We start from the raw sequence: 26,270 nt of genomic DNA on the forward strand, positions 1-26,270 counted from the left end.
CCAAAATCGTCGGCCGCGAGCTTCGCCGCAGCATTTGCCGAGTGCGGCAGATCAGCTGACCTGGAAGCCTTCCCAGAACTTGTCCGCCCGGTCGATCCAGATGGTATTGAAGCCGGTGGAAATGGCCGAGCCCTCAATAGAGGGAATGATCGCGGGGACGTCGCCAAGCGTGGTGACGTTCTCGATGCGGCCGGTAAAGCGGCTGCCGATATAGCTTTCGTGCACGAACCGGTCGCCGGCGCCGAGTTCTCCCTTCGCGGCGAGGTGCGCGAGGCGCGCCGACGTGCCCGTACCGCACGGGCTGCGGTCGATGGCCTTGTCGCCGTAGAAGACGGCGTTTCGCGCATCGGCCGCGTCGTTCATCGGTTCGTCTGTCCAAAGGACGTGACTGACCCCGCGAATGGTGGCGTCGAGCGGATGCACCGGTTCGAAGACCTCTCGAACGGCGGAACGGATCAAGGGGCTGAGATTGAGGAGTCCGGAAGCCCCGAGCGCATCGAGGCCGTTATAGGCGCCCTGTGGCTCGACAATGGCGTAGAAATTCCCACCATAGGCGACATCGACGGTGAGTGGGCCCAGGATCGGCACGTCGATCCGAATATCCTTCGCGGCCAAATAGGCGGGGACGTTGCGGATGCGCACGCTCGTCACGCGCCCCTCCTGGCATGTGTAGGTCACGTCGATCATGCCGGCGGGCACTTCGATCTTGAGGCGACCAGGCTCCCTGGGGAGAATGAGGCCGTGTTCCAGACCGAAGGTTACGATCCCGATCGTGCCGTGGCCGCACATGGGCAGGCATCCGGACGTTTCGATGAACAATATGCCGATATCCGCCTCCGGCTGCGTCGGCGGGTACAGGAAGCCGCCGGACATCATATCGTGTCCACGCGGCTCCAGGCACAGGCCGGTCCGGATCCAATCGAAGCGGTTCAGGAAATCCTGCCGCCGCTCCGACATGGAACGCCCCTGCAAGAGCGGCGCGCCGCCGGCTGCCAACCGAACGGGATTGCCGGCCGTATGCCCGTCGATGCAGAAAAACGTGTGGCGCATGTTTCGTCTTTGCCGCGAGGGTCAGGCCGCCTTGTTGGTCTTCAGGGACGGGCGCGTCTTCGCGGCATCCTCGACCATCGCGATAACCTGTTCCCTGCGCTTTCCGACAAGCGGCAGGCGCGGCGGGCGCACGCGTTCCGATCCGCGCCCCATGACCTGCTCGGCAAGCTTGATCGACTGCACCAGATCATGGTCAGCGTCGAGGTGGAGAAGGGGCATGAACCACCGATAGATGTCCAGGGCGACCTGATGGTCGCCGCGCTGAAAGGCGGCGACGAGTTCGACGGATTCGCGCGGGAAGGCGTTGGTAAGGCCAGAAACCCATCCGCGTGCGCCGAGATGCAGCCCCTCCAGCGCCACGTCGTCAAGCCCGGCAAACAGCACAAAGCGCTCGCCGAACTCTCGCTGCAAATCGGTAAACCGGCGGGTGTCGGGTGCCGATTCCTTGATCGCGACGATATTTTCCACCCCGGCGAGTTCATCAAGCACGTCGCTGCCGATCGAGGATCGGTAGGCCGGCGGATTGTTGTAGAGCATGATTGGCAGCGAAACGCTGGAGGCGATGGCCCGGAAATGCTCTGCCATTTCGTTCGGCTGAGGAACGTAAACCATAGGCGGAAGCACCATCAGACCGTTCGCGCCAGCCTTCTCCGCCGCCTGGGCATATTGGATGGCGCGGCGAGCATCATATTCAGACACTCCGGTGATGACCGGGACACGGCCCGCCACGATCTCGACAATCGCAGTCAGTGTCTCGACCTTCTCCTCGATGGTCAGGGAATTGTTCTCTCCAACCGTACCGAGGGCGATGATGCCCGTAACGCCATCCTTGATCAGCTCGTCGACAACACGCTGCGTCTCCGCCAAGTCGATGGACATATCCTCACGGAACTGCGTGGTAACTGCCGGGAATACGCCCTGCCAATCGATGTTCATTGCGTCTCTTTCCTTTCGGGATCATCGTAAGTTATATATCGTATACGATCTAAGCGGCCGTGATGCAATGGAGAACCGGTGAGCAAAAACGAACATGTGGTCGTCGGGGGCGGGATCATCGGCCTCTGTATCGCCGTTGCGCTCGCGAACAAGGGCGTAGAGGTGATCTTGATCGATCCGGAAAGCGGCACCGCCGCGTCCTGGGGCAACGCAGGACACATCGCGACCGAGCAAATCGCGCCGCTCGCGTCGATCGCGACGCTCAGGCAAGTCCCACGACGCTATTACGGTTTTGGCGGCGCCATGGACCTGCCGCCCTCCGCGTGGAAGACGTGGGCGCCGTTCGCCGGACGTTTCCTGCGCGCATCGGGGCGCCAGAACTTCGCGCGGGGGCAGGACGCGCTGCGCGGTCTGATGGCGGAAGCGCTGCCGGCCTGGCGCCGGCTCGCCGCAGCACTGAAGGCCGAGGATGTGCTGCGAGAGGATGGGCACCTGGTCCTCTGGGAACATGCGGCGACCGCGGCGGCCGGTGCCCGCGCCTGGCAATCTGCGGACATCGGAAGCGCAAGCGTGCAGCCGGCGGCACGCGAGGATCTCGACCGATTGGAAGCGCTGCTAGGACACCGCCCGCCCGGGGCGCTGCGTTTCGCAGGGAGCGCCCAGATCGCCGATCTGGACCGGCTCAGGGGACGCTTGAAAAGCGCAGCAATGGAAGCCGGTGTGACATTCCTTAGCGGAACGGCGCGTCTGGAACGCAGCGGCAGGACGGTCTCTGCGACCGTCGAGGGCAGGGCCGTCGCACCCGGCGCGCGGATCGTGGTGGCCTGCGGGATCGGTTCCCGCGAGATCATGGGAGAGGCCGGCCACCGGGCACCGCTGATTGCGGAGCGCGGCTATCATGTTCGCGCGCAGTCCGGCGGTTGGCCCAGCGATCTGCCGCCCGTCGTCTTTGAGGACCGGTCGATGATCGTCACCGGCTTCGAGGACAGCGTGCAGGCCGCAAGCTTTGTCGAGTTCAACAGCCCCGATGCGCCCGCCGATGCACGCAAGTGGGATCGGCTGGAACGCCATGTCTCCGCGCTCAATCTGCCCATGTCGCCGCCATTTCGCCGCTGGATGGGCGCGCGTCCGACGCTGCCCGATTATCTGCCTGCGATCGGCGTCAGTTCCAGGGTCGACGGCCTTGCCTATGCCTTCGGTCATCAGCATCTGGGACTGACGCTCGGCCCGATCACGGCCGAGTTGATTGCGGATGCCCTTGCGGGGGCGCCGGAAACCGTGCCGCTTGCACCGTTCGATATTGACCGATTTCATTGAGGGGAACCGACATGACCACCGCCAGCATCCCAGATGCCCTTTCAACGCCCGTTCCGGCGATATCGGAAGCTGAAAGGCGCGAGCGTCTGCAGCGCGCCCGCGAGTTGACGGCGGATGCCGGCGGCGATGCGCTGCTGATCGCCGCAGGGGCGAGCCTGCGCTATTTCGCCGGTGTGCCCTGGGGTCTGACGGAGCGGTTCGTCGGCATGCTCCTGCCTGTCAAGGGCGACAAACCTGTCATGATCTGCCCGGCGTTCGAACTTGGCAGCCTTCGAGCGGACCTGAAGATCGATGCTGACTTCCTGCTGTGGGAGGAAGATGAGGATCCCTTCACGATGGTGGCGGGCGCGCTACGGGACCTTGGCGCAAAGCAGTTGCTTGTCGATTCCATGCTGCCGTTCCAGATGGGTGACCGGCTTCGCCGCGCCGCCGGCTCGGTCACGCTCGTTGATGGAGCGCCAGCCATTGATGGCTGCCGCATGTTGAAATCGCCGGCCGAACTTGCCCTCCTGCAGCGTGCGAAGGACATGACGCTGGAGGTGCATAGGCGTGTTTTCGATAGGCTGCGACCTGGCGTTCGCCAGTCGGAGGTGGTTCGTTTCATCGACGAGCAGCACCGCGAACTCGGCGCCGCCGGCTCCAGCTTCTGTATCGTCCAGTTCGGTCATGCCACGGCCTATCCGCACGGCCTGCCTGGTGATCGGGAACTGGAAAAGGACCAGCTCGTGCTCGTCGATACGGGCTGCACGCTGGACGGATATCATTCCGATATCACGCGAACCTATGCGTTCGGGAGCGTGGGCGACGAAGAGCGTCGTATCTGGCAGATCGAACGGGATGCCCAACAGGCGGCGTTCGAGGCTGTACGGCCCGGCGTGCTCTGCGAGGAGATCGATACGGCTGCCCGCAAGGTCGTGGAGAAGGCGGGCCTGGGGCCGGACTACACGCTGCCGGGCGTGCCGCATCGCACGGGCCACGGTATCGGTCTTGCCATTCACGAGCCCGCCTATCTCGTTCGCGGCGATCGCACGCCGCTTGCCCCAGGAATGTGTTTTTCCAATGAGCCGATGATCGTGGTGCCGGAACGGTTCGGCGTGCGGCTGGAGGACCACTTCCACGTGACGGAAAACGGTGCCGCGTGGTTTACGGAGCCACAGCCCTCGATTGATCGTCCCTTCGGATGAAGCGGGAAGGGGGCGCCGTTCGCCGCGTCCCCTTCCTCGTTAATCGGGCGCGAGGCCGCCCGGAGCGGACAGCTTTCGCAGGAAGAATTCGAACTGCCGGCGCTGGACATAATCGATGGGACCCGTGGATCGGCCGACGCTATGTTCCCCGCCCGGCACGACCAGAAGCTCGAAGTCCTTGTCGGCTTCGATCAGCGCGTCGGCGACCTGAAGCGTCGATGCCGGATCGACATTGGAATCCTGCTCGCCGACGATCATCAGCAGGTCGCCCTGTAACCGGTGCGCGTTCACGACACCGGAGGCGTCGAGATAGCTCTGGTCTACCGGCCAGCCGAGCCACTGCTCGTTCCAGCTGATCTTGTCCATGCGGTTGTCGTAGCATCCGGCATAGGCGACGGCAGCCGTGTAGAACTCGGGGTGGAAGAGAAGCGCATTGAGCGCGCTCTGGCCGCCGGCGGAGGCGCCGTAGATGCCGACGCGTGACAGATCGGCCGCGGGTTCACGCTTTGCCAAGGCGCGCATCCAGGCAATCCGGTCCGGAAAACCAGAATCGTCCAGGTTCTTCCATGCCACGTCATGAAAGACCTTTGAGCGGTTGGCGGTTCCCATGCCGTCGATCTGGACCACTATGAATCCCAGATCCGCCTGCGCCTGCATGCCGATCACCTTGTCTCCTCCCGAATGATATCCGAAGGGCCAGAAGCGCTTGGGCACGAAATTGTCGTGCGGTCCGGCATAGATGTTCTCTATGACGGGATAGGAGCGGGCAGGGTCATAGTCCCGCGGCCGAACGACCAGTCCCCATATATCGGTTTTGCCATCGCGCCCCTTCGCGGTGAACGGTTGGGGCGGACGGAAGCCGGCGGTTTCAAGGCGCGAGATGTCGCCAGTCTCCATGGTCGCGATCAGCGCGCCATCCTCGGCGTCATGGACCTCCATCATATTGGGAAGATCGACGCGCGAATAGACATCGACGTAGCGGGTCATGTCGGGCGAGAAACTGACCGTATGCGTGGCGTTCGCCTCCGTCAGCCGTGTCAGATCGCTCCCGTCGAAGTTCACGCGGTAGTAGTGGACGAAATACGGATCCTCTCCGTCCCGTCGCCCGCTGGCTGAGAACCAGATTCGGCGGCTGTCGTCATCGACCTTCACGACATCGCGGACGATCCAGTCCCCCTTGGTGATCTGCCGCTTCACGCGCCCACGGCGCGAATCGATCAGGTAAAGGTGCCGCCAACCGTCGCGCTCGGAAATCCAGATCATCTCCTCGCCCAAATCGCCCACGTCATGGCGAAAGCGCCTGTCGGCATAAACGAAGGTATCGCTGTCTTCCGTCACCGCTGCATGCGCCCCGCCGGTATCGGCATCGACGGCGATGACGCGGACCTGCCCATGGCCACGGCGATCATAGTCGAATGCAAAGCTGGCGCTGTCCTTGCGCCAGTCCGGTGGGGATAGGCGGTAGGGGTTGGGAAACAGCTTGTTGTCGACATCAATCTGGCGACGCGAGCGGATGTCGAACAGAACCGGCTGCTCGATATCCACCGCGTCCCCAGGCTTTGGATAAAGCTGTTTATGGACCACCGGATCGACCTGCGTATCCGGCGCGGCCTCGACCCTCGTAACGTATCGAGCGTGGCCGGGGCGCACTCGATGAATCGCGATGTGGCTGGAATCGGGGGACCAGCGAAGGGTCTCCGGATCGTAGAAGTTGCCCGGTGAGCCATCGCGGCTCAGCATGACGACGTCTCCGGTGGTCAAATCTCGCAGGGCCAGATTGTCATCGCGAACGAACGCCTCGAAGCGTTCGTCTGGGGAGGGGGAGGGCTCGTTGTTCGCCGGAACGCGAAGATCGCGCACGACTCCGAACCCGCGCGGGCGCTCGTCTTCTTCCGTCTTTTCCGCGCAGACATAAGCGTTCAGCGTACAGCGATAAAGCGTGTCGTCGGCGCGAAGCTCGATCGCCTTGCCGTCATCCGCATAAGTAAAACCGTCAAACGGCAGACGTAGGGGATCAATGTCTTCTCCCGTCTCTTTCCCCAGGGCCTCGGCAAGCCGGGCGGCATCGAAGGGGGCGCTCTTTTCGAGGGTGCGGTCATCGACGCGTACGAATGCGAAGCCGCCCTCGACCGTCTTGCGGTAGACGAATGCGGCGCCATCATCTGTCCATTGGGCAGGAAAGGCGACATTCCGCGTCAGATATTTCCAGTTCTCGCGCAGATGGACGGAGCGCTCGACACGGGCACGTTCGGTCTGGGCAGCGGCGGCATCCGCGCCAGCCGTGATGGTCATAAGCGGAAGCAGAGCGAGGAGGGCAGTCAGTAACACGCTATTTTTCCGCCCACCTTTGGCGGTGCCACACTCAGCCATTCGCAAAACCTCCGACACTTCGTTTGACAGCGCCTATTGATCGTATACGATCTTCGCAAGACAGGAGGTGAGGTTTGCAGACGACGAGGCGGAATTTGCTTGCGGGTACGGCGTGCCTGGTGCTTGCACCGACGCCGGTTTGGGCGGGTGCTAGGGGGCAGGATACAGGGACGGATGGCCTCCTACCGAGCCACCCCGAGCCGCTGCCACTTTCCGACGTTCGATTGCTGCCCTCTCCTTGGGCGGACGCGGTCGAGCGGAACCGCGAATATCTGATGTCCCTCGACCCTGACCGGCTCCTTCACAATTACCGGACCAGCGCTGGCCTGGCACCGAAGGGCGACGTCTATGGGGGGTGGGAGAGCGATACGATTGCCGGCCATACGCTCGGCCATTATCTCAGCGCGCTCGCGCTGACCCATGCACAGACGGGCGATGAGGAAAGCTGTCGCCGGGCAAACTATATTGTGGGCGAACTGGCGACGGTGCAGGCAGCCCATGGCGACGGCTACGTCGCCGGTTTTACCCGCAAGCGTCCCGACGGGGAGATCGTCGACGGCAAGGAAATCTTTCCGGAAATCATGGCCGGCGATATCCGCTCGGCCGGCTTCGACCTGAACGGCTGCTGGGTTCCCCTTTACAATTGGCACAAGCTTTACACCGGCTTGTACGATGTCGCCGACCTTTGCGGCAATCGGACGGCGTTGCCGATTGCGGTGGCGCTGGGCGACTATATCGACCGGATGTTCGCAGCACTCGATGACGAACAGGTGCAGACCGTGCTTGCCTGTGAATATGGCGGCCTGAACGAAAGTTTCGCCGAGCTTTACGCGCGGACCGGCGAACGGCGCTGGCTACGCCTCGGCGAGCGCATTTACGACAACAAGGTTCTGGATCCACTGACGCGCGGTGAAGACCGGCTTGCAAATTTTCACGCCAATACGCAGGTGCCGAAGCTGATCGGTCTGGCGCGACTTTATGAACTGACGAGCAAGCCTGCCCAGGGCGCGGCGGCCGAGTTTTTCTGGGACACGGTTACCAAGCGTCACAGCTATGTCATCGGCGGCAATGCCGACCGCGAGTATTTCTCCGAGCCGAATTCCATATCAAAGCATATCACCGAACAGACGTGCGAGCATTGCAACAGCTACAACATGCTGAAGCTGACGCGGCATCTCTATTCGTGGCGACCGCGCAGCGCGCTCTTCGATTTTTACGAGCGTGCCCACCTGAACCATATTCTTTCGCAGCAGCACCCCGAAACTGGCGGCTTCAGCTACATGACCCCGCTGATGAGCGGAACTGCGCGGGAATATTCGGAGCCGGGCAAGGACGCGTTCTGGTGCTGCGTGGGCACGGGCATGGAAAGCCATGCGAAGCACGGCGATTCCATCTTCTGGCAGGGCGATGACGCTCTGATCGTTAATCTTTACATCCCGGCGGCGGCGAACTGGCGGCCGCGGGGCGCTTCGGTGCGGCTCGAGACGCGCTATCCCGAAGAGGGCAGCGCGAACCTGACCTTCACCGAACTGGCGAAGCCAGGCCGCTTTCCAGTGGCGCTACGCGTGCCGGCATGGGCGGAGAGCGTGGACGTCCGCGTGAACGGCAAGGCTGTCGCCGCTAAAGTGGAGGATGGGTACGTCACCGTTTCGCGCCGTTGGCAGGCGGGGGACCGACTTGCCATTGCTATGCCGATGCGGCTGCGTATCGAGCCGACCGCCGACGATCCGGACATGATCGCTCTCCTGCGCGGGCCGATGGTGCTGGCCGCCGATCTCGGCCCTGCGGAAGAAGAATTCGATGGCGCAGCGCCCGCGCTGGTCGGCAGCGATCTGCTGGCGAAGTTCGTTCCGGAGGCCGGCAGCGCGACCGCCTTTGCCACGCAGGGGATCGGGCGACCGGGCGATATGCGCTTCGTTCCCTTCTACAGTCAGTATGATCGGCGCAGCGCCGTCTATTTCCGGCGCTTTACCGATGCGCAGTGGCAGCAGGAAAAGGCGTCCTATGCGGCTGCGGCCGCGCGGCAGGCGGACCTTGCGGCACGCTCCGTCGACATCATGCACCTTGGAGAGATGCAGCCGGAGCGCAATCACGATCTGGAAGCCGATATCTCCTACCCGGTGACCTACCGCGGCCGAAACGGCCGGGATGCGCGCACCGGCGGATTTTTCGAATTCGACATGAGCGTCAGGCCAGGCCCGCTCGTCCTGCAGGCGACCTATTGGGGGGACGAGCGTCCCCGCGAATTCTATATCCTTATCGATGGCGAGCGCATTGCCGCGCAGCGGCTGGCACATGACGAACCCGGCGAGTTTATCGAGCGGGAGTATGCGGTGCCGGAGACACTGACGAAGGGCAAAACGAAGGTGCGCGTGCGTGTGGAGCCCAAGACGGGGGATACCGCCGGACCGGTCTTCGGTATGCGTTTGATGTCCGCGAAGGGGCCGACGCGAATCTAGCGGAAAAATTTGCCGCTGGTCCCGCCTACCTCTGTGCCTGTATGAGAGGAGGCCGTCCCAGGGCGCGCCGCAGCGGGCCAATTTTTCCGGAGTTCCGACATCCGTTCCGAGATCGACCAGCCCACCGGTTCGCGGCCTTCTGAAAACGCGTTCGCCCGTGTCAGCGTCGTTATTCCGCTTTACAACAAGGGACCCCATATTGTTCGGGCGCTGGAAAGCGTGCTTGCCCAAACGCTCCCGCCGCTCGAAATCATTATCATCGACGACGCATCGGCGGATGATGGGCCGGATCGTGTCGAAGCGTTGACCGGAACGCTTGGGAAAGACGCGCCGCCTGTTCGTCTCTTGTCGCGGTCGATTCCAGGGCCCGGCGGCTATGCCGCTCGCAACTTCGGCATTTTCGAGGCCGAGGGAGACTGGATTGCGTTCCTGGACGCTGACGATGTCTGGAAGCCGGATCATCTGGCATCGATGGAGCGGGCCGTGTCAGTGGCGGGCAATGCGCGCTTCGTGTTCAGCGGCATCGACATCGTGTCTGAAGCTGGAACGCGCCCCTATCGCCACGAAGAGGGTTTGCCAGCCGACACGCCGCTCGATTTCCGTCGCCTGTTGCAAACATGGCTAAGGACCAAACGCTGTCCCGTCTGGACGGGCGCCGCTGCGTTCCGCCGCGATGTTCTCCTGCGCGCGGGTCTGTTTCCGGCCGGGACAGCGCGCAGGGGCGGAGACAAGGATCTGTGGCTGCGTGCCATGGCGGACGGGCCGGGCGTCTATTCACGCCCGCGTACTGCCGAATTCCACCAGGATACGGTGAACCGGGTTACGAAGGCGACCTTGCATGTGGAGCCGCCGCTGCTGATCCGGACGATCCGAACGATGCTTCCGTCGGCTGCACCCGGCGAAAAGCGCCTTTTGAAGCGGCTGGCCAATATGGAGCTGGCGCTTTACGCCCGGCATGCAGCCGGCAAGCGCGCTCGGCTGAAACCGGGCTGGCAGGCGCAACTCTTCTATCCGAGCGGCGCGGCTTACGTGCCGCTGATTGCCGGTTTCGGATTGGCGGCAAGGCGCCCCTGAAGCGCGGCCTGCGGACGCGTCAAAGCGGGCGCGCCTTTCCAGCCGTAGTGAACCGTCAGGCCGCAGAGCAGCCCGTAGAAGATCAAGCCCTCCACGATCCAGAAGGGCATGGTGGACAGGTTGATGAGCAGAAAACCGAAATGGGCCGCGACGAGGCGATATCGCTGCACCGGCGGCGCCCGTAATGACGAGAGTGCCATGCCGGTCATCGCGAAGGTTATGGCAAGGGCGCCGGTTATCCCGAATTCAAAAAGGTAAGACAGAAACGTGTTCTGAGCGTAGACGCGGAACCGCGACTGCCAACTGTCGGGGCCATGACCGATGATCTGTTGAACGCCGCGCGCTTCGGCGAACCCGTACCAATATTGGCTCCAGACGAGCGCGCGAGCGGAGGCGAAGCGGCGTTCTTCCGGCGTAAAGGAGTCCGGGGGGCGGATTAGTTCGCCGGGATTGCGAACCATCTCCATTGCGTCGCCGAAGCGTCCTTCGGGGTCGCTGGCGACCCCCGCAATGCCGACGGCCGCGATGACGGCGACCGCGATCAACGGAAGCGCGCGCTGACGAGGGGGCAGAAGGACGGCAAGGAACTGGATGCCGAAGACGCCGAGGAGAGGCAGAAGCCCCAGAATGACAGTACGGTAGTTGGCAAGATAGAGCGAGACCAGCAGCAGCAGAATCACACCGAGGCGCATCAGCGGGCTCTGCCTGTCGGAAAAGCAGACGAGAAGGAGATGCGTCGCCACGACGAGTGAGAAGATGGATTCGTGATTGAAGCCGCCGATAAACGCGACGGAGCCGTCGGTTGGCGAAGCATTGGCGGTGCCCGCGACGAGGGACAGCAGCTGAAAGATGACAGCCGGGGCCAGAGAGAGCCCAATCAACGCCACCGTCCTGTTCGCCCCCTCCTTAGCGAACGCGGAGGCGGCGAGAATGAAGATTGCGATGAAATAAGCGTATTTGACGATCACTTGGATGGCGGCCATGTCGAAACCGTTCATCAGGGCGGATAGCCCGATAAGCCCGATCATTAGATAGAAGGGCACGAGTAGAACCGCCCGCAACGATCGCGGCGGCACGAGAAGCAGCCCGATGCCGACCGTGGCGACGGACAGCAACGCATTGGCCGTCAGACCGCCGGGCAGGGGCCGCAGCGTGAAGGCCGCGGCCGCGTCGAAGATCACGCGTAGGCCGATTGCCAGAATCAGAAATTTGGCTTGGATCGATGCGGCGCGGCGCAGCGCAATGACGAGGAGCAGGATCGCGATCCCGACGCCTGCCGCCAGGAATGGTAGCGGGAGGGGCGGTGCGAAGGTATAGGCGGCTTGGTCCAAGGCGCTCGATCAGCCGCTCATGGCCGCGCGGTATACGGACGCGGTCTGCTCAGCGATCCGGCTCCAGTCGAACCGCTTCGCCAGAGCCGCCGCGTCGATCGCGAAATCACCGCCGGGCCGGCGCAGGCATGCCGCAAGCGCGCTCTTGTCGCCGACCGGGAAATAATTTCGCTCCTCCAGGCCGATATCGACATTGGCCGGAATATCGCTCAGCAGCATGTTGGCACCGGCCTGGCCCGCTTCCAGGGCCGAAATCGGCAATCCTTCATGGTAGGAAGGCAGAACGAACAGATCGGCCGTCCGGTAGAGATGCGCGAGCATGCTGCGCGGCTGGCGGCCGGCGAATATGACCGATGCACTCGCGCGGGACTGTAATTTGGCGGCATAGTCAGATGCATGATCGGCGGCACCGACAATCACGAGCGTTCGCGTGTCCCCGCTGTCGGCATGGGCGTCGATCAGGTCGTGAAAGGCTTTCTCCGGCACCAGGCGCCCCACCGCGAGGATGAACTGTCCAGCCCGTAGCCCCAGTTTGCGCAGCGCCTCGTCTTGTCCGGATTCATCGTGATCGATGGTCGGCGCGCCATTGGGGATGTAGCTGATCTTGTTCGCAGCCGCCGGATAGCGCCGCCGCAAGCTGCGCTCCAGCGATGGTGACACGGCGATAATCCGGTTTGCGAAGCGGACACCAAGCCGTTCCCCCAGACGAAGCATGGCCTTGGCGAACCGGCCCCATTTCGCCCGATCATAGTCGGCACCATGATGGGTCATGACGGTGCGAAGCCCCAGAAGCCGGGCAGCGGGAACCAGAAGGGCAGGGCCAACGGCGTGAATATGCATCAGGTCCGCACCCCGCGACCGCGCGTACCATACGCTGCGGGCTGTCGACACGATCGCTTCCAGGCTCACTTTCTTGGGTGAGGAAAGGGCAACGACCTCGATACCCTGAAATTCGGTGGATGCATCGGGTAGATAGGGCTGACGACCGAGAACACAAAAGGAAAGATCGGGATTGTCCGCCCCGATGCGTGGCAGCAACTCTTCGCAGTGCGTCTCGACGCCTCCCATGACGCCGGGAAGGCCGCGGAGTCCGGTCACGAAAATTCGTCTGCGCGCGGCCGCTCTCGGTGACAAGGCGGTCATAATGTGGCGGCGATCGTCAGAAGATCAGAGCAAAAAGACCGACCAGAAGAAGCGCCCAACCGCCAAGACATGCGAGCACGATCGCGAGAAGATCCAGTCTTGCCGGGGAGGTGCCCTCCGTCTCCGACTGCTGCTGCCCGCCTTTCTGAACCGCGCGCGGCGCGCTGGCCGCCTCGTCCTCGAAGAGGATCTCCGTTTCCGGTGAAGGCGCAAGGTTCATGTCCATGAGAACGCATGTCTATCGCCTATTTCGTTAACGAATCGTTGGACGCCGCTGCGCGCCGGGATGCGCCGAAGGCCAGGGCCGCATCAAGCAGCGCCTGAGGGACGAGACGGTTGACATATCCAGCCGAGCCACCCTCGCCGATGACCTTTGCCGGAACGCCGCCGGCGACGCCGCCCGCGGGCACGTCCTTCGTCACGACGGAATTCACGCCGACGACCGCGTCGTCTCCGATGTGCACGCGGCCGACCGCCTTTCCGCCATGGGCAAGGAAGACCCGGTCACCGACGATTGGCGAACCTGCCGTGCGACCCCGGTTTGTTTGACCCAGCATGACACCGGCACTGACATTGACGTTGCACCCCAGAACGGCATCCCCGTTAAAGTAGATGCCGCCGAAGCGATTGATGAAAAAACCCGGCCCGATCTCCGTATATTCGGGGATCGCGATCCCGTATTTGTATCGGCTGTGAAGCAATCGCCACTTTGCAAAGGCGTAAAGCGGCAGGAACGCGCGCCGGGTTTTCAGAAAGCCGGTCAGCCGCATCCATACGGTGTATTTGAATCCAGGAGTGAACAGAAAATTCTTAAGGAACGACTTGGCGTCCACGCGCCCGTCATAACGGTAAAGATCCGCCCGCAAATAGGCGCGCACCTCCGCCAGGCTTCTCGCGCAGCCGCGCAAGTGGGGCTTCGATGCGTCGGCGGAAATGCGGTCCGCAGGCCGCAAGTGCGCAGGGTTGCCGGGCTGTTCGCTTTGCGCTGCCGAGGTCATCAACCTTCCTTCGCGTTCGCACCAAGCACGTCGTCGATCACCGCCCAATAGCGTTCGACCGCGCGGCGGACGCTGAAGGCCTCGACCCGGTTCGTGCCTGCGGTGGCCATAATTGTTCTGTCCTGCAAATCCAGCATCTGATTGATCGCCGCGCTCATTCCGTCCGTATCGTCCATTCTGACGAGAAAGCCGCCCGTTGCCGGTAACGCCGTTCCCTTATCGATAGGCTTTTCCTTTTGCATGATCAGGGCCGGGCCCGAAGGGCAGTCGGTGGATATGACGGGCACGCCGCACGCCATGGCCTCCACGAGACTATTGGAAAACCCTTCCGCCCGCGAGGGCAGGACAAACAGACCCGAACGTGCGATGACAGCGTAGGGATTGGCCACAAAGCCCGGCATCGACAAGCGCGCGCCAAGACCGAGTTCACGTCCCAGACGTTCAAGAGAATCTCGTTCCGGCCCTTCGCCAAGGATGATCAAGCGGCCCGGCCACTCCGATCGTGCAAATGCACGGATCAACAGCGCGAAATTCTTGTTCGGAACGAGGCGGCCCATCGCGGTGATATCGTCGGCGTGTATGGGCAAATCGGGCTCGGCCCTTGCAGCCTCCATAATGCGCGCCGCATCCACGGGATTGGGTATGATGTCGATGCGATCTCCGGGAAGGCTGAAATCGCTCTGGAGCGTCGCCGCAACACCATCGGAAACGGCGATGATACGGTCCGCATGGCGATACCCATGCTTGACCATCAGATGGCTGACGACGGGAAATCGACCTGTTGCGAGGTGGGCCGTGGTATTTACGCGCTCGCTGAGAACGACCTTGTGCCCGAAACGCAGGCCCGCGGCGACAGCAGCCAGGTTCGCCCGGGTCAGAAAGGATAATGTCAGGTCCGGCTGGAAGTCGGACACGGCCTTTTGCACGCCTGCCACGCTTTTCAGCAGCTTATGCCGACAATCGAGTCGAACGACGTCCAATTCGCCTGGGAGCTCGTACTTCTCCGGGTCGCGATCCAGCAGCACGACGCGCGCGTCGACCTCACCAAGCCGGTCCGACGAGGCGTTCAGGATCGTCGTGAAGACGCGTTCCGCTCCGCCGCCCGCAAGGGAGTTTATGAGAAAGAGAAGCTTCGGCCGTTTGCCCGCGCGTATCCGTCCCGCGTTCTTTTTCATCCTGTCCGTTCCCGCCCGTGTTCATGTCCTCGACCGATTTCGCAGCTCTGCTGCCCGCTTGCTGGGGATCGGTTTTGGTTCTAATGCGTAACCAGCGTGATGGAGCCATAAAAATTGCCCGAATAACGCGGCGCCGCATCCGGCCGCAGCGGAAATCGGGAGGATGATACGCGCCGATCTGGAGTTTCGATATGTATTCCCGCGCTGTTTCGAGTGTTTCGTTTCTTTTGGTCGCCCTGGCCGCGCTTGTTCTTTCCGCATGCGCGACGTCTGCGCCGCCGCTTCCCGCGAGCGAGATGTCTCGTACGACCGACGAATATCGTCTGGGCCTTGGCGACAAGCTGCGGGTGAGCGTTTTCAATGAGGAAAACCTCAGCGGTGAATTTCAGGTCAGCGGCGCGGGCACCATCAATATGCCTCTGGTGGGCGATGTCGAGGCCGTGGGTCTGACGGCCGCCGAACTGAAGACGCGTCTGACGGAACGTTACAGCGACGGCTTCGTCATCGATCCGCAGATCATCGTCGAGGTGTACGATTTCCGCCCGTATTTCGTTCTTGGCGAGGTGGCCAAGCCCGGGCGTTACCCGGCCGAGGAGGGCATGACGCTGCTGGGCGCCGTTGCGACCGCCGGCGGTTTTACCTACCGCGCCGACAAGGACACGCTGTTCATCCGCCGGGCAGGCTCGAACCGCGAATATTCTGTCAACGCCGCACGGAACATCAACATTCTTCCCGGAGACATCGTTCGTGTCGGAGAGCGTTATTTCTAAGCATGCCGCTCGCGGCGCCAGCGTAGGGTCGCTCGTTTGCATCGGCCTTCTTCATGGCGTGCCGGCCGCTGCGCAGAGCGAGGTGCCGGCCGCTACGCAAAGCGAAGTGGGAGAGGGCGGCATAGCCCTTCCGGCTGACGAACGCCGGTCAGCGGTGACGTCCGACCTGCCGACCCTGCGGCTTTCCAGCGGCGAGACGTCCACCATCGTCAGCGAAAATCCCACCGACCGGGATGTGAGGCTGACTCCGCAATCGGTGCGCGGCAGGTCGCGCCCGGAATATGATCCGATCGGTATCAATGTCGGCGGGTTTACGCTGTTTCCCGAGCTGAGCGGGCGCGCCGTCTACGACAGCAATGTCCTTGCCCAGTCCAACGGCCAATCGGACCTATCCTCGATTGTGAACGGGCGCCTTCGCGGCGAGACGAACTGGGCCGTGAACCGCGCCGTTGTAGAGGCCGGTATTCGCCAGCAGGAATATACGGATCTCAGCAGCGAGAGCGGGACGGAATACGATCTGCAGGCGTCCGGCAATTTCGAATATACCACTGGCGGCACGTTCAGCGTGTCGGCTCTACGTGAACATCGTCTCGTCGATCGCGGCGCGGTTGGCGAAGTGCTGCGTACGCAGAAGCCCGTTCGGCTTGATCGCAGTTCCGCCCTTGCCAGCACGCGGCTTCAGCGTGGCCTGGTCTACGGCGAACTCTCAGGCCGGATCGACAAATATGATTATGCCGATGCGCGGGATCCGGAGGGTAATCTTTCCAATCAGCAGTTCCGCGATGCGACCCGCTATCAGCTCAGTGCCGCCGGCGGCGTTCGCATCGGACCGGAGCTTTATGGCTTCGTCTCCGCCGAGCGGGCTTGGCGGCGCGCTCGGCTGAGTTCCATTCCTAACCGAGACACCAATGAATTGCAGATTCTTGCAGGCGTCCGCAGCGAGATCTCTCCACTTTGGTCCGGAAGTGTCGCCGCGGGGTATCTGCAGGCGGATTTCGAGGATCCGGCGATCGATACGCGGCGGTCCTTCGCGCTGAACGCCAATGCCGAATATTATTTCACGCCGCTGACGACGATCTCGCTGGAACTTGATCGGTCCATCCAGGGCATTGCGTCGGTGACGACACCAGCGGCGCTGGTGACATCGGGCCGGCTTTCGGTCGATCACGAACTGCTGCGCAATCTGATCCTGTCCGTCTCGAGCTCTTACGAGAAGGCCGATTTCGAGGCGAGCGACGCAACCACCGACCGGTTCGGCCTCTATGCCGGCGCGGAATATCGGCTCTCGCGCCGCATCAGCATCACGGGCGGCGCGAACTATCTGACGCGCAACCGTGAGGATGTGGACAGCGGACTCGCCTTTTCACGCTTCTCCGCAAACATTGGTGTGAACTTCCGCCTTTAAGGTGCCCAGGACAAGGCCGGGCGAGGCTCGTAACACATGATCAGCCCCTGATCTTCACTCCTTGGCGACCTCGTAATAATAGACGCCGCTCTCATAGGCATCGATGGGCTTGCGCAGATCCACCTTGCTGAGGACGGCTCCGATCAGATTTGCGTCTGCCCGGTGCAGTTCTTCCAACGCCTGCGAGGCGGATTCCCGCGTGGTGCCCCGCCACCTGACCACCAGAATGGCCGCCTCGACCATGGCCGACAATGCCCGTGACTCCGCGACCGGCAAGATGGGCGGCGTGTCGAGAATTACGAAATCGTAGGAGTTCTGAAGCTCGGCAATCAGATCCTGCATGCGCTGCGAAAGAAGCACATCCAGATGCTCCCGGCCATGCGAACGCTGGGGCAGTAGAAAGGCGTTCGGGATGGGGCCCGGAATAATGGCCTCCTCCAGCGTCGCCTCGCCGTTCAGGACATCGCCCAGGCCGTAATCGAATGACTTCGACAGGCTGCGCGAGAATGTTGCCCGGCGGTGATCGCAGTCGAGAATGATGGTCTTGTGACCCGCCATCGCCGCGGACCAGGCAAGGCAAAGCGCGGTCGTCGTCTTGCCCTCGGACGGCAGCGCCGAGCAAACCGCGATGGACTTTGCAATCTGGTCGCTGCGCCCCACGTGCAGGGCGGTTCGCAGACTGCGAAAGGCTTCGTTGAAGACGCTGCCATCGTTCTGTGTCAGATACTCGGATACATCTCGAAGCCCTCGCACACGGACGGGGCGATCGGGAACGGTCGAAACGTCGGCCACTGAAGCGAGTACCGGAAGGCCGAGGTGGCGTTCCACCTCACGCCGCGAGCGATAGCCCTGTTCGCGAAGTTCCAGTGCAGCGGCCGTGGCAGCGGCGGCAAGACCCGCACCCATCAGCCCGATCAGGCCGAACATCTGCAGGCTGGGGGAGGCCGGAACCCTGGGCGCGCTGGCGCGAGACAGGGGATAGGCATTTGTCTGTTCGGTGCCGGCAGCCGCCACATTCTCACGAAGGCGCGACAGGAATGACTCGTAGAGCGCGCGGGCGGCTTCGGCGTTACGCTCGAGTTCCGCAAGTCGGACCGACGCATTGTTTCCCTCGAGCAGTTCCGACTGCGCATCGTTGAGAGAGGAGCGAATTGACGCCGTTCGCCGGCTGGCGGTCTGAGCCTCGCGCCGTGCGGCGTCCCGTTCGCGCGCGATCTCTTCGGAAATTCGTTCGTTCAAGTCGCTAAGCTGGCGGTCGATGTTCGCAAGCGAAGGATGACGTTCGCCATAGCGACCGGCAAGGTCGGCGCGTTCGGCGCTCAGCGCTGCCTCACGCGCGCGCAGTTCCCTGAGAAGCGAGGATGATTGAATCGCGGCAGCCGGACTGGCTGCACGCGATTCCGCGACGGCCTGTTCTGCTTCCGCCTGCGCCAATTCCGCGCCGAGCTGCGAAAGGATTTGCTGCGCTGCCGTGCTGTCGTCCTTGATGTCGACCAGATTGGTGCGGGCGCGGTAGTTGGCGACCTGCGTCTCTGCATCCTGCAGGTCCGTCTTTAATTCAGCGATGCGCTCGCGCAGGATGGAGATTTCCCTCTGACGCTGCGAGGATTTCTCGCTGACCTGTCCGCCGACATAAATGTCGATCACGCTGTTGACAGCCGCCGCGGCGATTTCGGGATCCGGGCCCTCCGAAGCAATCGTGATGACGAAGGACGTACCTTCCCGCCGGGCGGACAGTCCCCCGCGGATGAAAGCCGCTGCTCGGCGCGTGGCAGCCTGCCGTTCGGTAGGAATCGGCTGGTCGGGATCCATATAGGCGCGCAAAATACGCTCGGGACCCACGGTGCGAGCGACGGCGGTGGCGATTTCCGGTGCACGAAGGGCCTGAACGGCGGTCTCGACCGACGCGGCATCGGTAATTTCCGCGCGGCGTTCCGATAATCCCGGCAGCAATTCATCAGCACCGCGTTCAAAGCCGATCTGTCCGCTGGCGCTGTAGGTTGGTTCACTCGTGAAATACAGGGCGGCGACCGCTAACGCGCACAAGGCGGCTGCCACCGCCATCGGCACGATACGCCGACGCGCGATCACAGTCAGTTTTCCGAAATCCAGAAGAGGGCCAGTCGCGTTTTTCTCAGCGAAATCGGCTGTCAAAAGCCATCCCCTCTTTATTACCAGGTCACAACAATTCGATAGCGGGTCCGCCAGGGTCGGACCAGCGAAAACGAACTCGTCAGTGGGTTTTCCGATCCACGCCGGGACGGAAGCCTTCAGTCAGCTTATCGTGTGTTTATTGCAACTGGCCGCAAATCTCGTTAAGGTCTCCACATAATGTAAAACCGCAACGGTCCTGGCGGATTTCGCCGTCCGGAGTCCAGAAGCGGGAAGAGACCTTGGGAGCATGCCGTGGCTACGACGGAGCAATTTTCCGAACTCGTTCCAGCAAAACCGGAACAGGCGGACCTCATTCCGCGTAAGGAGGCCAAGGGTTACGCTCTGGCAACGGCGATCGCGGCGCTCTTGTGGGGCGGCATTGCGGCAGGAAGTGTCTACTTTCTGTTATGACGAGGTCCTGCGAGGGGGACATGCATTTTCTCGACAACTAGACGTTGCTAAGCGCACCGGCATTGATCATGGTCAGGCCCAAGGGGACGGCCTGAAGGATGTCGAGGCGAAATGGCGACTACGGCCGGAGCAAATAACCGGGTGACGGCGGATGCGGACGCGCGTCTGTCCGCTCTTTCCCGCCCGCTGCTCTACGTTTCGCTGGTCACGGCGGATTTCTTATCGATCGTTCTTGGTTTCGTGGTCGGGTTCATTCTGCGATTCGGCGATCTGGATGAGAACAGTTGGCCGATCCTGCTCGGGGTCGCGTTTCCCATTTTCATGATCCTCAACATCAATCTCCATGGTTATGCCCTGGCCAGCGTCAAGCACCCCGAACGCGGTGCGCTTCGCGGTGTCGGCGCCTTTCTGACGGCGATCCTCATTCTGCTGGTGATCGCCTTTACCATGCGCGCCCAGACCGAGATTTCCAGGCTTGCCGTTCTTGGTACCGCGATGACCGGCACGGTCATCATGCTTGGCGTACGATATAAGCTGCTGAAGTTTATCAGGGACCGGTATCTGCATCTGCTGCAACGGGTCCTGGTCCTTCACAGTTCGCCGCTCCCGCCGACGCGCAAGAGAGCGGGCACGGATGTCATTGATATCGACAAGCTCAATCTGCGCCCCGATCGCGGAGATCCCGAGATGCTGGACCGGGTCGGCGCAGCACTGAAGGGCTATGACCGCGTTATTCTCGCTTGCTCCGTCGAAGCACGCAGGGATTGGGCCTTGATCTTGAAGGGTGCGAACGTGCGCGCCGAAATCGTCACGCCGGAATTCGACGCGCTCGGGGCTCTCTCGATCGGTCGGTATGATGGCGAGACGACCCTGGTGGTGGGCGCCAAGCAATTGTCTCTGTCCGACCGCATCACCAAACGATTGTTCGATCTGGCGATCGCCGTTCCCGCGATCATCATGCTGTCGCCGCTTCTGATCGTTATCGCCATCGCGATCAAGTTGGACAGTCGCGGCCCTGTTCTGTTTCGCCAGAAGCGGGTGGGCCATGGTAACCGCTTCTTCGAGGTCTATAAGTTTCGTTCCATGCGCGTCGAACTGACCGACACGACCGGCGCTCGATCTGCCGCGCGCGACGACGATCGTGTAACGCGGGTCGGCCGTCTCTTGAGGGAGTCGAGCCTCGACGAATTGCCGCAACTTTTCAATGTCTTGTTCGGTGATATGAGCATTGTCGGGCCACGACCGCATGCGACGGGCTCGCTGGCCGGTGACGCGCTGTTCTGGGAAGTGGACGATCGCTACTGGCATAGGCATGTGCTGAAGCCCGGCATCACCGGGCTAGCGCAGGTTCGCGGCTTTCGAGGCGCGACCGCAAGGCGGATGGACCTGTCCCGCCGTTTGCAGGCCGATCTGGAATATGTGGCGAACTGGACCGTCTGGCAGGACGTTCTGATCTTACTGAGAACGATTCGGGTTATTCGACATGCCAATGCTTTCTAGCAGATTTCTGTTCATGCTTGCCGCGGGACTGGCCGGCGGCACGCTGTCTGAGCCCGCTGTGGCGGAGACGCTTCTGAAGTCCGGCCAGAATTGGGAGACTTCAAGCCGTTCGCTGGCCGGCGCACTCGTTTTGAAGGTGAAGGGCAAGACAGAGGACGTGGCGGTCGGACCCGCAACAATCTCTGACGCGAAGGCGTTTTTGTGGGTCGCGAAGAGCAGCGAACTGCGAAATCTCCAGGTTGATGACGTCAAGCTGACGAATTTGAAGCAGGAAGGAATTCGCCTCGACGGAGATGCGACTGGTGTAAGCATTGAAAATTTTGATTTTTCGATGCGCGATGCCCAAGACACCGACTATCCAGCTGGAATAATTTTGAATTCCGGAACCGATATCCTCATCCGCGACGGGAGACTCTCAGGTTTCCGAAGTCCAACCGCGAAAGGTGATTATCCGCAGGGCGACGGTGTCAGCGCGGAACGCGGCGTGTCGAAGTTGACGATCACCGGGGTGAGTGCCAGCGGCAATGCCGATGGCGGTTACGATCTGAAATCGAGCGAAACCCGCTTGGACGATCTGCGGGCGGAAGACAATTACCGCAATTACCGCCTATGGGGTTCCGTCGAAGCGGGTCGCCTGGAAAGCCGCAATCCCCGGGGGGCTCATCTCTGGGCGGGCAAGGGCGCGGACATCAGGATCGCGGAGTTCGTCGTTTCGTCCGATACGGATGCGCCGATCCTGCAGATCGATGGTGCGAAGCGCGTGCAGATCGATCACTGCGTCCTGTCGGTACCGGAGGGGACGTCAACGGTTTCCGGTAACGCAAGCAATGCCGAGCTGATCCTGGATGAAAGCTGCAAGCTTTAGATTCTCGAATTATGGAAATTGCGCACGTCGGCGCTTGGCAACCCCGACGCGTTTCTTCATCCGTTCTTTCCAGATTTGGCCGCTCGGACGCCGCTCCTTCTCGAAGCGGTTGTCGCCGATCTCCGACGGTACCGTCCTCTCTATCAGTGGAAACGGAAACACGCTGAAATTGGGAACGCCGTGTTCCCAATGACGGTCGAGCTGATCGTCGATCGGCCGTACCACCTCCCGAAAACCCTCCAGAAAGCGGCGGGCGGCGACCTTGTCGATCAGATATCCCTGCGTGCCGAAGGCCAGGTCCAGCAACTCGATGAGGCGGGTCGAACGGCGAACGAAGTGATTGCGCCGCTCCAGAAACCGCGACGGCTTCTTGTAGTATAGTCGCAGGTAGTGAATGTTTTGATCAGCAAGGGGTTCGTCAGCGAGTGCCGCGAGAAAGCGCCAGTCGGCGACGACGTCGTCTTCCAGAATGATGTAGGCGTCGCAATCGTCGTCCATCAACTGAGCCCAGATGGCGTAGTGGCTCGAGTAGCAGCCGATCTCGCCGGGCTTCAGTTCCCGGCCTTTGTGATGAATCGCCGACGCTGGATCATAGTGAAGGCGTGGATCCAATGATCTGTGCGCATCGAAAAACGACCAAGGGAGCGCATCTTTCGGCACGCCGGCGGCAAATTCGCGTCGCCGGTCTACGGCGCTATCCAGACTCAGAACGATGACTTTCAGCTTCACCTTCGCGCCTCTTTCCCACTGGAGATTTTGGACCAAATGCCGGCCACGCCATGTGCACGGAGCAGCGCGGCGTTTGCGCGGAAGCGGTCGCCGGAACCGGCCGCCAACCGCCGCCTCATGCCCGCAGCCGTGGCAAGCAGTTCGCGGCGTACATTCGCGGGGATATAAGGGCTGTAGCGCTCAACGAAGAATTGAAGGCCAGCGGCCCGCCGCTCCGAAAACGAGCCGATCCGTTCGCCCTTGTGCTGCCGCCATTCGACAAGAGGGGCGGGGTCCACACTATAGGCGGCGCCCATCGCGACCAGCCGAAAGAACAGATCCCAATCATTGAACACCCTGACGCGCGGGTCGAAACCGCCGGTGGAAAGAAAGACGGTTCTGCGGATCAGCGCATTGCTTCCCGTCATACCGCCAGGCCCGGCAAAGAATGTCTCGACATCAAGACCTTCAGGGGCTCTCCGCTCCCGTCTGCCGCGCGTTTCCGAACATTCGAGAATCGTCGCCAGGACGAAGTCGGCCGCGGTATTCTGCGCCCGCCGCGATAGAGCGCTGAGGAAATCCGGATACCAGATGTCATCATCGTCGAGAAACGCCACCCACTCGCCCGTTGCCTTTGCGGCGCCAAGATTTCGCGAGCCGCAGACGCCGGGTACGGCGGCGTTTCTCAGATAGCGCACTGAGAATGTAAGCTGCGAGGACGCCTTGCCCACAGCAGCCTCCGCCGCCGGGTCTTCCACATCGCTGACGACCAGAAGCTCCCTCGGCTGGGTCGTCTGGCGGGCGATGCTCTCGATGGCGGCGCCAACGATTTCGGACCGGAAATGCGTCGGAATGACGACGCTGATGGAGGGAGCTTCAGCCTCGACTGTCACAAGGAGCTGAGCGAGGCGAGCGCAGCAACCGCCTCGTCTTGAGTATCGGCCTGCCGCAGCCCGGCATAGTCTGATGTCCACGCCTGGATGTATCCGGAGACTTTGCCGTAATTGTTGTCGAGGGCGACGGTCGGAAGGCCGAGCAGCACCGACAGAATATGTGCGTGCAGCCGGTCGGTAATCGTCACCTCACCGCGGCTGAGAAGATCGAGACCGCGCTCGACCCGGCCACGAGCGAGAAGGTCGTAGAAATCGAGGCGGCGTGCCTGCCGTGCGAAACGCAGGGCGAGTAGCGATTTCCGTCGAGCATTCTTGAAGGTGCGGGAGGCGAAATCGTCCCGTTCGTCCAGCCAATCCACGATCATGGCCCGCTCGATCTCGTGAAGTGCCCCCTGGCGGCCGCCTTCCGCTTCATGATCGGTGCGAAGAAGAATGAGGGCCTGCTGGTCAGCCGTGCGCGAACGCTTTTGCGGACCCATTCCAACGGCGCTGTCCGGCGTCAGTGCGGCCTCCAGGCCCAATGTCTCCCGCGCGAAAACCTGGCTCTTTCGGTCGCGCACGAAGAGCGTGAAATTGTCTGCACCGGCTAGCAGCGTCTTGAACTCAGCGGCCCGCTTGTCATCACCGAAGCGGATCGACTGCGGCAGCTGCACGATCGGGCGGGCGCGATTCCCCGCGATCAGCTGTTCACGGAATTGCTGGTGGCGGGGCCAGAGGTCACCAAGATTGCCGCCGCCGTGTATCAGGAGAGGAGCCTCCGGCGGCAGGGCGTCAACCGCCGCCTGGTCATAGCTTCGAATGGTCGACACATAGTCTGGATCGCGGCCAGTCAGTTTTCGCAGCAGTACGCGTTCGCCAACCCATATCGCGCTGTCGCCGACGTTGGAGTGATCCGGAAAATCGACGAGCGCATATCGGCCGCCGTGGGGAAGCAGCGGCGAAAGTGCCGCTTCCAGAAGAGCGCAGTGCCGAGCATTCAGCGTGCGCGTGCTTTCCTCCAGCAGCGCAGCATTCATGCCGTTCGTCCCATTTTTCGCTTCAGCCCTGCCGGAGCGGATCTCGCCAACGTCCATAATTCCGTTTCCGGCCCCCTCGGTTTTCCTGCGGCCATCCATAGGCCCGCCATCGCGGCCGGGTAGACGATAGCGCCGGCAGCGATCAGAACAAAGAGGTGCAGCAGCAGTTCCGCAGTATCGGTACCCCAACTGCCCATCCAGTCTACCGTGACGACCACCGCTGCCATAATGGCGGCCGAAAAGATGCTGCGCAGATTTTCGCGCAACTGCTCGGAGAGCCGAAGTCCGCAAACCTCCCTGATCACCTTCATGTTCAGGCCGATTCCGAGCGTACCCGAAAGGACGCGCGCAAGAACGATGCCATGGAACCCCGCGATCAGCATGCCGGCGATGATGAAGGGAATGCGGATCGCGAAGGCTTGAAGATTACGCCAGAACAGGAGCCTCGTGCGTCCTGCGGCCATGGCGACGGCAGGGGCCAGCGAACCGATCGTTTGCAGTGCGAAGACGGACGCCAGCGCCTGGATGACGATGACCGCGGGCAGCCACTTCTCCCCGATCGCGAAGCGGACCAGTGGTTCGGCCACGAGCGCCATGCCGATGCCGAGCGGCAGAACGATGGCGGTGATGGTCGCCTGCGCCTTTTGATACTGGGCGGCGAACCGTTCCCGGTCATGCTTGATCAGGGTGAAGGCGGGAAACAGGACGCTCTGCAACGGCATGGTCGTCTCTCGTGTGGGGATCACGGCAAGATTGTCGCCCATCGTATAGAAGCCGAGGTCTGCCCTGCCGATCATCCCGCCGATAAGCAGATGGTCGAAGCGCCAGTTTAAGGTATTGATAACCTTGCCGAGGGTGATCCAACCGGTGAAGGAGAACAGTTCGCGCATATGCCGGAAGCTGAGGCGAGGCAGGAACGGAAGAACGGTATAGGACAGCAGAAGGCCGGATACCTTGCCGGCAACAAGCCCGGCGACGATGGCCCAATAGCTCTGATAGACAAACGCCACTGCGATCGCGACGATCAGGGCCACGAATTTCTGCGCCACCTCCAGCATGAATTGCTGCCAGAACACCAGTTTCTTGGTCAGCATGATCGCTCGCGGATTTTCGAGACCCGAGAGCAGCAGCGATGTCGAAAGCACCATCATGATCGGCGCCAGCCGCGGCTCTTCGAAGGCCGCCGCTACAGGATAGGCCGCGATTATGAAGGCGCCGGCGACCAGCAGGCCGCGGCATAGCCCGAGAGTCCAGGCGGTATGATAGTGCGCGATCGTCGGGTCATCGATCTGCACCACCGCCGAACTGAGGGATCGGTCGGTAAAGGCGCTGACGATGGCGACCATCGACAGGGCGAGGGCGACGAGCCCGAAATCATCCGGCGTCAGCAGTCGCGCCAGGACGATCGTGCTGAGAGTGCCGAGCGCGTTCGCGGCAAGGCGCGCGCCGCCGAGCCAGGCTGCCCCGGAAACGAGTTTTCCGCGATGACTGGCCAGCGTGAATTTTCCCTT

The 26,270-nt window shown here is 62.1% G+C and carries 22 protein-coding genes; 9 read left to right on the forward strand and 13 right to left on the reverse strand.

Annotated features, from left to right (window positions below):
• Positions 1-51: 51 nt before the first annotated feature.
• Both C725_RS01255 and C725_RS01260 read right to left on the reverse strand, forming a co-directional pair.
• Complete coding sequence (locus C725_RS01255) at positions 52-1,050, reverse strand: 4-hydroxyproline epimerase (RefSeq protein ID WP_008599640.1); 999 nt, start codon at positions 1,048-1,050, stop codon at positions 52-54.
• 21 nt (positions 1,051-1,071) lie between these two features.
• Positions 1,072-1,986 carry a dihydrodipicolinate synthase family protein gene (locus C725_RS01260; RefSeq protein WP_008599641.1) on the reverse strand — a complete coding sequence of 305 codons (915 nt, stop codon included), beginning with the start codon at positions 1,984-1,986 and terminating at the stop codon, positions 1,072-1,074.
• A 78-nt stretch (positions 1,987-2,064) separates the two neighbouring features.
• On the opposite strand from C725_RS01260, the gene C725_RS01265 reads away from it, so the two are divergent.
• Both C725_RS01265 and C725_RS01270 read left to right on the forward strand, forming a co-directional pair.
• Complete coding sequence (locus C725_RS01265) at positions 2,065-3,303, forward strand: NAD(P)/FAD-dependent oxidoreductase (RefSeq protein ID WP_038280990.1); 1,239 nt, start codon at positions 2,065-2,067, stop codon at positions 3,301-3,303.
• 11 nt (positions 3,304-3,314) lie between these two features.
• Complete coding sequence (locus tag C725_RS01270) at positions 3,315-4,487, forward strand: M24 family metallopeptidase (protein WP_008599644.1); 1,173 nt, start codon at positions 3,315-3,317, stop codon at positions 4,485-4,487.
• Between the two features lie 39 nt (positions 4,488-4,526).
• Here C725_RS01270 and C725_RS01275 read toward each other — a convergent pair whose 3' ends face one another.
• Positions 4,527-6,815 carry a DPP IV N-terminal domain-containing protein gene (locus tag C725_RS01275; RefSeq protein ID WP_243442663.1) on the reverse strand — a complete coding sequence of 763 codons (2,289 nt, stop codon included), beginning with the start codon at positions 6,813-6,815 and terminating at the stop codon, positions 4,527-4,529.
• Positions 6,816-6,976: 161 nt separating this feature from the next.
• Here C725_RS01275 and C725_RS01280 point away from each other — a divergent pair, with 161 nt between their 5' ends.
• Positions 6,977-9,316: a beta-L-arabinofuranosidase domain-containing protein gene (locus C725_RS01280; protein WP_338046124.1), complete on the forward strand. Its 2,340-nt coding sequence runs from the start codon at positions 6,977-6,979 to the stop codon at positions 9,314-9,316.
• 111 nt (positions 9,317-9,427) lie between these two features.
• A complete protein-coding gene (locus C725_RS15110) occupies positions 9,428-10,390 on the forward strand; it encodes a glycosyltransferase family 2 protein (protein ID WP_276324520.1) in 963 nt (320 codons plus the stop codon).
• On the opposite strand, the gene C725_RS01290 is transcribed toward C725_RS15110, so the two are convergent.
• From C725_RS01290 to C725_RS01310, 5 genes are all read right to left on the reverse strand, one after another.
• Positions 10,342-11,721 carry an O-antigen ligase family protein gene (locus tag C725_RS01290; RefSeq protein ID WP_008599649.1) on the reverse strand — a complete coding sequence of 460 codons (1,380 nt, stop codon included), beginning with the start codon at positions 11,719-11,721 and terminating at the stop codon, positions 10,342-10,344. The two genes, C725_RS15110 and C725_RS01290, sit on opposite strands and share 49 nt — an antisense overlap.
• 9 nt (positions 11,722-11,730) lie before the next feature.
• Positions 11,731-12,819, reverse strand: coding sequence for a glycosyltransferase family 4 protein (locus tag C725_RS01295; RefSeq protein ID WP_160165697.1), 1,089 nt, complete (start codon positions 12,817-12,819; stop codon positions 11,731-11,733).
• 61 nt (positions 12,820-12,880) lie between these two features.
• Positions 12,881-13,090: a hypothetical protein gene (locus C725_RS01300; RefSeq protein ID WP_008599652.1), complete on the reverse strand. Its 210-nt coding sequence runs from the start codon at positions 13,088-13,090 to the stop codon at positions 12,881-12,883.
• Positions 13,091-13,109: 19 nt separating this feature from the next.
• The gene (locus C725_RS16795) at positions 13,110-13,862 is read right to left on the reverse strand and encodes a serine O-acetyltransferase (RefSeq protein ID WP_008599653.1); all 753 of its coding nucleotides are present in this window, start codon (positions 13,860-13,862) and stop codon (positions 13,110-13,112) included.
• Positions 13,862-15,037 carry a glycosyltransferase gene (locus tag C725_RS01310; RefSeq protein ID WP_008599655.1) on the reverse strand — a complete coding sequence of 392 codons (1,176 nt, stop codon included), beginning with the start codon at positions 15,035-15,037 and terminating at the stop codon, positions 13,862-13,864. Before C725_RS01310 ends, C725_RS16795 begins: the two co-directional genes overlap by 1 nt.
• 296 nt (positions 15,038-15,333) lie before the next feature.
• Between C725_RS01310 and C725_RS01315 the strand changes: the two genes are divergently transcribed.
• The gene (locus tag C725_RS01315) at positions 15,334-15,807 is read left to right on the forward strand and encodes a polysaccharide biosynthesis/export family protein (protein ID WP_243442665.1); all 474 of its coding nucleotides are present in this window, start codon (positions 15,334-15,336) and stop codon (positions 15,805-15,807) included.
• The gene (locus C725_RS01320; protein ID WP_160165698.1) at positions 15,785-17,212 is read left to right on the forward strand and encodes an outer membrane beta-barrel protein; all 1,428 of its coding nucleotides are present in this window, start codon (positions 15,785-15,787) and stop codon (positions 17,210-17,212) included. The genes C725_RS01315 and C725_RS01320 overlap by 23 nt, the downstream gene beginning before the upstream one ends.
• A 54-nt stretch (positions 17,213-17,266) precedes the next feature.
• Here the strand turns inward: C725_RS01320 and C725_RS01325 are convergent, their stop codons facing one another.
• Positions 17,267-19,303 (reverse strand): GumC family protein, encoded by a 2,037-nt coding sequence (locus C725_RS01325; RefSeq protein ID WP_149864483.1) that lies wholly within the window; start codon positions 19,301-19,303, stop codon positions 17,267-17,269.
• 315 nt (positions 19,304-19,618) lie between these two features.
• On the opposite strand from C725_RS01325, the gene C725_RS16325 reads away from it, so the two are divergent.
• The 3 genes from C725_RS16325 to C725_RS01335 all read left to right on the forward strand — a co-directional run bounded on the left by C725_RS16325 (position 19,619) and on the right by C725_RS01335 (position 22,142).
• The gene (locus C725_RS16325; protein ID WP_008599661.1) at positions 19,619-19,777 is read left to right on the forward strand and encodes a hypothetical protein; all 159 of its coding nucleotides are present in this window, start codon (positions 19,619-19,621) and stop codon (positions 19,775-19,777) included.
• Between the two features lie 111 nt (positions 19,778-19,888).
• Positions 19,889-21,277, forward strand: a complete 1,389-nt coding sequence (locus C725_RS01330; RefSeq protein ID WP_038280996.1) for an exopolysaccharide biosynthesis polyprenyl glycosylphosphotransferase — start codon at positions 19,889-19,891, stop codon at positions 21,275-21,277.
• A gap of 136 nt (positions 21,278-21,413) precedes the next feature.
• Complete coding sequence (locus C725_RS01335; protein WP_149864484.1) at positions 21,414-22,142, forward strand: hypothetical protein; 729 nt, start codon at positions 21,414-21,416, stop codon at positions 22,140-22,142.
• Between the two features lie 9 nt (positions 22,143-22,151).
• Here the strand turns inward: C725_RS01335 and C725_RS01340 are convergent, their stop codons facing one another.
• Genes C725_RS01340 through C725_RS01355 form a run of 4 tightly spaced genes read right to left on the reverse strand, consistent with a single transcriptional unit; the run spans position 22,152 to position 26,255 of the window.
• Positions 22,152-22,871 carry a glycosyltransferase family 25 protein gene (locus tag C725_RS01340; protein WP_008599664.1) on the reverse strand — a complete coding sequence of 240 codons (720 nt, stop codon included), beginning with the start codon at positions 22,869-22,871 and terminating at the stop codon, positions 22,152-22,154.
• Positions 22,868-23,743 (reverse strand): glycosyltransferase family 2 protein, encoded by an 876-nt coding sequence (locus C725_RS01345; RefSeq protein ID WP_008599665.1) that lies wholly within the window; start codon positions 23,741-23,743, stop codon positions 22,868-22,870. The genes C725_RS01340 and C725_RS01345 overlap by 4 nt, the downstream gene beginning before the upstream one ends.
• Positions 23,740-24,759: a polysaccharide pyruvyl transferase family protein gene (locus C725_RS01350; protein ID WP_008599666.1), complete on the reverse strand. Its 1,020-nt coding sequence runs from the start codon at positions 24,757-24,759 to the stop codon at positions 23,740-23,742. The genes C725_RS01345 and C725_RS01350 overlap by 4 nt, the downstream gene beginning before the upstream one ends.
• Positions 24,756-26,255, reverse strand: coding sequence for a lipopolysaccharide biosynthesis protein (locus tag C725_RS01355; RefSeq protein ID WP_038281000.1), 1,500 nt, complete (start codon positions 26,253-26,255; stop codon positions 24,756-24,758). The genes C725_RS01350 and C725_RS01355 overlap by 4 nt, the downstream gene beginning before the upstream one ends.
• Positions 26,256-26,270 lie beyond the last annotated feature (15 nt).

Origin of the sequence: Pacificimonas flava, assembly GCF_000342165.1 — a bacterium.
Taxonomy (GTDB): domain Bacteria; phylum Pseudomonadota; class Alphaproteobacteria; order Sphingomonadales; family Sphingomonadaceae; genus Pacificimonas; species Pacificimonas flava.

Bases quoted from the DNA above. Each gene is read 5' to 3' on its own strand.
- C725_RS01260 (WP_008599641.1), bottom strand. From the start codon at position 1,986: ATGAACATCGATTGGCAGGGCGTATTCCCGGCAGTTACCACGCAGTTC.
- C725_RS01300 (WP_008599652.1), bottom strand. From the start codon at position 13,090: ATGGACATGAACCTTGCGCCTTCACCGGAAACGGAGATCCTCTTCGAG.
- C725_RS01270 (WP_008599644.1), top strand. From the start codon at position 3,315: ATGACCACCGCCAGCATCCCAGATGCCCTTTCAACGCCCGTTCCGGCG.
- C725_RS01310 (WP_008599655.1), bottom strand. From the start codon at position 15,037: ATGAAAAAGAACGCGGGACGGATACGCGCGGGCAAACGGCCGAAGCTT.
- C725_RS01255 (WP_008599640.1), bottom strand. From the start codon at position 1,050: ATGCGCCACACGTTTTTCTGCATCGACGGGCATACGGCCGGCAATCCC.
- C725_RS01350 (WP_008599666.1), bottom strand. From the start codon at position 24,759: ATGAATGCTGCGCTGCTGGAGGAAAGCACGCGCACGCTGAATGCTCGG.
- C725_RS01315 (WP_243442665.1), top strand. From the start codon at position 15,334: ATGTCTCGTACGACCGACGAATATCGTCTGGGCCTTGGCGACAAGCTG.
- C725_RS01330 (WP_038280996.1), top strand. From the start codon at position 19,889: ATGGCGACTACGGCCGGAGCAAATAACCGGGTGACGGCGGATGCGGAC.
- C725_RS16795 (WP_008599653.1), bottom strand. From the start codon at position 13,862: ATGACCTCGGCAGCGCAAAGCGAACAGCCCGGCAACCCTGCGCACTTG.